The following is a 6,291-nucleotide window of genomic DNA, read 5'->3' on the forward strand; positions in this document are numbered from 1 at the left end:
TTTTCAGGAAATTATTTTCAGGTTCAATAAAACCAGCCCCTCCTTGAATGGTTTCGAGAAGTATTCCGGCAGTTTTAGTTGTTATTTTTTCTAAATCGGCTTCGTTATTGAAAGTGATAAAATCGACATCAGGAATTAATGGTCGAAATATTCGTTTGCGTTCTTCGAATCCCATTACACTCATAGAACCCATTGTGTTACCGTGATACGCATTGTGGCAAGAAATCAATTGGCTTCTTCCAGTAGTTCGTCTGGCGAGTTTTAGCGCTCCTTCAATAGCTTCGGTACCGGAATTAACTAAATAGGTTTTTTTCAAAGGTTTAGGCAGGAGTGAAGCCATCAATTTGCAATATTCTACAGCTGGACTTTGCGAATATTCGCCATACACCATCACGTGCGAATATTTGTCCAATTGGTCTTTAATCGCCTGATTTACTCTTGGCGGTTGGTGTCCGAGCGTGCAAGCCGAAACTCCGGCCACAAAATCTAGGTATTTTTTATTATTGGTATCGAAAATATAAGAACCTTTTGCGTGCGAAACGGCCATTCCTAAGGGATAAGGAGATGTTTGGGCTTGGTATTTTATGAAATCGTTGTTCAAGGTTTATTTTGTTAATGTTTTGATTGCTGATTTTTGATTAACGATTTTTGATTTAAGATGTTAAAATCTGCAATCAAAAATCGTTATTCTTCAATCTCAAATCTTTTTTTTCTTCTTATCGTAATTCAAAGTTTCCTTCCTAATCTTCATCGGAACATTTTCTTTGGCATCGTCTTCTTTAGTTTGTCTGATGATTTGATAATTGAGCAGATTTTCCTCATCGGTAAAAATTTCTTCTTTCGATTTTATTCTTTCAAAACCACGCCAGTTTAGTCCACGGAGTTTCCTGGCATTTTCGGGTAATTCTGCTTCGGGATAAATATCGCCATCTACTTGATTAAAAAAAGTGATAGTTTCAATAGCATTTTTATCAAAAATAATATTGATTTTGCTGCTTACGTTTTTGTTGATGCCAATGAGATCGTGGGTGTCATTTCGCATATAATAAATCACTTCGGTATTTTTGATAATATCGACATCGTGGAGTTTACTCTCGAGAAATTTTCCATATAGATTTTGCCCTTTTACCTGATTATAACCCGTTCCTAGCGTATCTTTCGAGACCAGAAAAGTATTGTTGAGCACCTTGAGTGAATCGATTTTTCGAGTAGTGTTATTGCCTATAAGATGCATTACATCGCCTGTGATTTGGTTGTCACCATTCCAAAGAATGGGGTTTCCTATGAGTTTTGTCAAAGCTATTTTCGAACTGGAATAAATAGAATCACATTTACCGCTCATATCCGTTTTATAAAACCGAACATTGTTGAATGCACGAATAATTCGGTTGCCTTCTTTTCCTGTAACCATCAGTTTTTTTCCGTGAATATAAACCGAATCATTTTCAACAAAGTTAACCGCAACAGCTCTTTTGGTTACAAATACAGAATCTTTGTTTTTGTATAATTCGGCATAATGTCCTTTGATAATCCCACGATTAATGGAGTCAGTGATTTTTACATTTCGTGTTGCAGAGGCAAATTCCTTGTTTCGGTCATAATACAAACTATCGCCTTCAATGAGTCGGTCATCGTATTTGATGTAAGACTTTCGAAGAAAATGAGCCACATTTTTCTTGGTATCATAAAACCCTTTTTCGGTATAAATATAATTAGCTTTACTGGTGATTGTTGACGGCCCAAAAAGATAGGAATGCCCAGAATTACTGTAATAATCCAAATGATTCGACTTGATGACATATTTAGGATTCGTGATCGTAACAGCAGTCAGGAATTGAAACTTTTTTTCGGCAACAAAGTATTTTCCAGACTTACTTTTTAGTGTATTTTCTCTGTTGGTAATCGTTCCATTCGAGTTATAGTAGACTTCTTGTGTGTTTCGATTGAAGTTAATTGTATCTGTAACCATTGTCGATTCTGGTGAACGCATAACAGCATCACCTGTGGCAAAAGCTTGTTTCATATTACCATTATATTCGGCATATTTACTATTCAAAAATAAGGTATCACCTTGAACTAATTGTACATTTCCAAAGGCTTTGATGTAATTTTCTTTTTGAAAATAGTAGGCTTTATTGCAGGTCATAATGATGCCTTCGTGGTTTAAACGAACACTTCCGGTAAGTAAAACGGCATCGGGAACTTCAACTTGGTTGATGTCAAAATAATCTGAATGTTCAACGATTATTTTTTTTGGAGCTTGTGCCAAAAGGTTTTGGGAACTTACAACAACCAAACAACAACTTATGAAAAACAATAATTTCTTCAATGGATTTATTTTTTGCCAAATTTAAGAAAAAGGAAACAATCGTAATCCATATTATGATTTATTTATAAGTGTGAAATTTTGGAATTGAAAATGATTTAATTTTTGGACATAGTATCCTAAATGTGTGTTTTTTAGCCACTGATTACACTGATTTCCACAGATTTTTTTTTAAAATTGAAAGTTAAAATCCGTTTAATACTTTTAATCTGTCGCAGATTAACTTAAAAGACAACTTTTTTAGACCAAAGTCATTTTTTAAACTTATCAACAAAAACGGACAGTATCTCGTTGTAGTTCAATTTTAGGATTGTTGTTCCAGATTAATTCCAAATGATTTTTGCTTCAGTTTCTAAAAATATATTAAATTTAAAAAATAATAACATCAAAATTTTGAATTATATAAAAATCCAATGAAAATCAATTAAATAATTTTGTATGATAAAAAAAATAACTATTGTTGCAGGTATTAGCTTACTACTTTTGGCAACAGCCTGTAAAACTTCAGCAATAAAAATGACCACAGAAAAGAAAGAGAATCCAACTGAAAAGAAAATAGTTGTCTATCAGGTTTTTACCCGATTGTTCGGTAACAAAAACACAACTAACAAACCTTGGGGAACGATTGAAGAAAATGGAGTAGGGAAGTTCAATGATTTTACTGAGAAAGCATTGAATGAAATAAAGGATTTAGGAGTTACCTATATTTGGTACACTGGAGTTCCTCATCACGCTTTGGTTAGAGATTATTCATCAATAGGAGTTTCAAATGACAATCCCGAAGTGGTAAAAGGTCGTGCTGGTTCACCTTATGCGGTTAAGGATTATTACAATGTAAATCCTGATTTAGCAGTAAATCCTGGCAACCGATTACAAGAATTTGAAGCCTTGATTGCTAGAACTCATAAAGCGGGATTGAAAGTGATTATAGATATTGTTCCCAACCATATTGCCAGAAAATATGAAGGGAAAAATAATCCCGAAGGTGTTCGTGATTTTGGTGCTGATGATGATACATCGGTGGAATACAAACGAGACAATAATTTTTATTACATTCCGAATACTCATTTTGAAGTACCTGATGGAATTCATCCTTTGAACGGTGAAAGTAATCCGATGATTGATGGAAAATTTGATGAATTCCCTGCAAAATGGACAGGTAATGGTTCGAGAATGGCAAAACCAGATAAAAATGATTGGTACGAAACGGTAAAGGTAAATTACGGAATTCGTCCTGATGGGTCTAAAGATTTTCCAGAACTTCCTGCTGGTTATGATACTAAATCCTATCAAGAACATTTCGATTTTTGGGCAGATAAAGAGGTGCCAAATTCTTGGAAAAAATTTCGCGATATTGCCTTGTATTGGACTGCCAAAGGCGTTGATGGTTTCAGATATGATATGGCAGAAATGGTGCCCTATGAATTCTGGAGTTATATGAATTCTTCGATAAAAGTCAAAAATCCAGATGCTTTCTTATTAGCTGAAGTTTATAATCCGAAAGAATATCGTAATTATATTCGTCTCGGAAAAATGGATTATTTGTATGACAAAGTTGAAACCTATGATCATTTGAAAGCAGTTATTCAAGGAAAAACTTGGCCTGACGGACTTTCAGATATTCAAAACAGAATGGCTGATATTGAGCATCATATGCTTAAGTTTCTTGATAATCACGATGAGCAACGTTTAGCAAGTCCTGAATTTGCAGGAACTCCTGAGAAAGGGAAACCTTTGATGGTAGTTTCAGCAACAATAAGTACAGCACCAACGATGATTTATTTTGGACAAGAAGTAGGTGAAGCAGGAAATGAAAATGCAGGTTTTGGAACGCATTCTAGAACTTCTATTTTCGATTATATTGGAGTGCCAAATCACCAACGATGGATGAATGGTGGAAAATTTGATGGAGGTCAACTTTCTCCAGCCGAAAAAGATTTGCGTGATTTCTATAAAAGATTGTTGAATTTTTCTATTAATAGTTCTGCTTTGATGGGCAATTTCGAAGAAATACAAACTGCCAATCGCAATATTACACCCGGTTACGACATAGCCATTTATGCTTATACACGTTGGTCTGATACACAAAAATTGGTTGTTGTTACTAATTTTTATTCAGAGGCATCAAGTAACTTCGACCTAAGAATTCCTGCTGACATTATCCAAAAATGGAATTTGAAAGATGGCACTTATACGATAACAGATCAATTGTATCACAAAAAAACAACGCAATTGAGAGTAGAAAATGGTGAGGGAAAAATACAAATTAGTATTGCACCTTCGGAATCGTTTATTTTTCAGTTGTAATTAATAGAATTTAAAAAAAGGGGGTAACATCTCTAGGGCATTCACTTTTAAAAAAGAAAAATAAAGTCGCCACGAATTTCACGAATGAACACTAATTTTGACACAAATTACACAAATTCATTTTTTACAAAATAAAATTAGTATTAATTTGTTTTTATTTTGCCTTGAACTCGCTCCGCAAAGTCTGAGACTTTGAGGATGTGTTCGTCAGTTTGTGACTGACATAAAAGAAATAATATAAAACAAAGCTGGATCGTTTATTTTTCAGTTTAGACTGAAAGGATTTTATTTACAAATGGGACACCAATTCAGTAGGGACTTTTTATATAGTTTCTCTCTTTGTGAAATTTGTTATTACAAAATACAGTCCAATTATTATGAATGGTAAACTCAATATTTGGCCCATATTTAAACTCATTCCTTTTTCAAAATCAACTTGATTTATTTTAAGGAATTCAATCAAAATCCGCATTAAAAAGATTAAAGTTATTGTTAATCCAAAGAAAAAACCATTTCCTAATTGTATATTTTTAGTTTTATAAATTGTGAAAACTATGATAAAAATTAAAAAATACGAAATTGCTTCATAAAGTTGAGCTGGATGTCTTGGTATATTGTCAATACGTTTAAAAATAAACGCCCAAGGCATTGTGGTTGGATTGCCAATCATTTCAGAGTTCATTAAGTTTGCAAGTCTTATGAAAGTTGCACCAAGTGGTGCAACTATTGCAATCAAATCAAGTATTTTAAGATATCTTATCGAAAATTTTCTTGAATAAAGATAAAGAGATATGATTAAGCCAATTGTGCCTCCATGACTTGCTAAACCCGCATAACCAATAAATTTGAAATCACCATTTAAATCTTTCTTAATTGGTAATATGATTTCTATTAAATGTTTTGAATAATAATCAAAGTCGTAAAATAAACAATGTCCAAGTCTTGCACCAACAAGTATTCCAATAATTCCATAAATAAATAAAGCTTCGTGTGCATCATCTGTTAACTTTTCTTTCCTAAATATTCCTTTAAGAATAAACATACTTAAAAATAAGCCACTAGCAAACAGAAGACCATAATATTTTATTGGAAACCCAAAAACAGTAAGAATTTCGGAGTCAATATCCCAATTTATGTATAATGAAATCATAGTTTTGTTTTTTTGTGAGTCTTTTTAGTAAGCTTACGCAAACTAACTCGTATTTAATGAAAATATATAAATTACAATTGTTTAACCTAACTACTTCCTCAAAGCCTCTTCGTAATTTTCACCCACTTTTTTCCAATTAATCACATCGAAAAAAGCATCAATATAGTTTTTTCTTTTGTATTGGTAGCCTAGATAATAAGCGTGTTCCCAAAGGTCTAGTGCTAAAATCGGCTTTCCTGGAACTACTGCATTTCGCATCAAAGGATTGTCTTGGTTTTGGGTGCTTGTAATTTGAAGATTCCCAGATTTATCCACAATTAGCCAAGTCCAAGCTGAGCCAAATTGCTTTTCAGCTTCGTCTTTGAATGCTGTTTTAAAGTTATCAATTGAGCCGAATCGTTTTGTAATTGCAGGTGTCAAACTGTCTTTTACGACTTCTCCAGTTTTTGGTGTCATACATTTAAAATATAGAGAATGGTTGTAATATCCGCCAGCATTATTCCTGATT

5 protein-coding genes are annotated in these 6,291 nt (G+C 33.3%); 1 reads left to right on the forward strand and 4 read right to left on the reverse strand.

Features of this window, described 5'->3' with window-relative positions:
• Together PHC28_RS14295 and PHC28_RS14300 are read right to left on the reverse strand one after the other, a co-directional pair.
• Positions 1–601: aminotransferase class III-fold pyridoxal phosphate-dependent enzyme (locus PHC28_RS14295; RefSeq protein WP_300102036.1), on the reverse strand; the 601-nt coding region annotated here is incomplete at its 3' end.
• Positions 602–697: 96 nt separating this feature from the next.
• The gene (locus PHC28_RS14300; protein WP_300102038.1) at positions 698–2,329 is read right to left on the reverse strand and encodes an OstA-like protein; all 1,632 of its coding nucleotides are present in this window, start codon (positions 2,327–2,329) and stop codon (positions 698–700) included.
• Between the two features lie 435 nt (positions 2,330–2,764).
• On the opposite strand from PHC28_RS14300, the gene PHC28_RS14305 reads away from it, so the two are divergent.
• Positions 2,765–4,633 carry an alpha-amylase family glycosyl hydrolase gene (locus PHC28_RS14305; protein ID WP_300102040.1) on the forward strand — a complete coding sequence of 623 codons (1,869 nt, stop codon included), beginning with the start codon at positions 2,765–2,767 and terminating at the stop codon, positions 4,631–4,633.
• Positions 4,634–4,955: 322 nt separating this feature from the next.
• On the opposite strand, the gene lgt is transcribed toward PHC28_RS14305, so the two are convergent.
• The gene (gene lgt / locus PHC28_RS14310; RefSeq protein WP_300102043.1) at positions 4,956–5,783 is read right to left on the reverse strand and encodes a prolipoprotein diacylglyceryl transferase; all 828 of its coding nucleotides are present in this window, start codon (positions 5,781–5,783) and stop codon (positions 4,956–4,958) included.
• A gap of 90 nt (positions 5,784–5,873) precedes the next feature.
• Positions 5,874–6,291 (reverse strand): superoxide dismutase (locus PHC28_RS14315; RefSeq protein WP_300102046.1); only part of this gene is annotated, 418 nt, incomplete at its 5' end.

Source organism: Flavobacterium sp. (assembly GCF_028712645.1).
In the GTDB taxonomy this organism is placed as follows: Bacteria; Bacteroidota; Bacteroidia; order Flavobacteriales; family Flavobacteriaceae; genus Flavobacterium.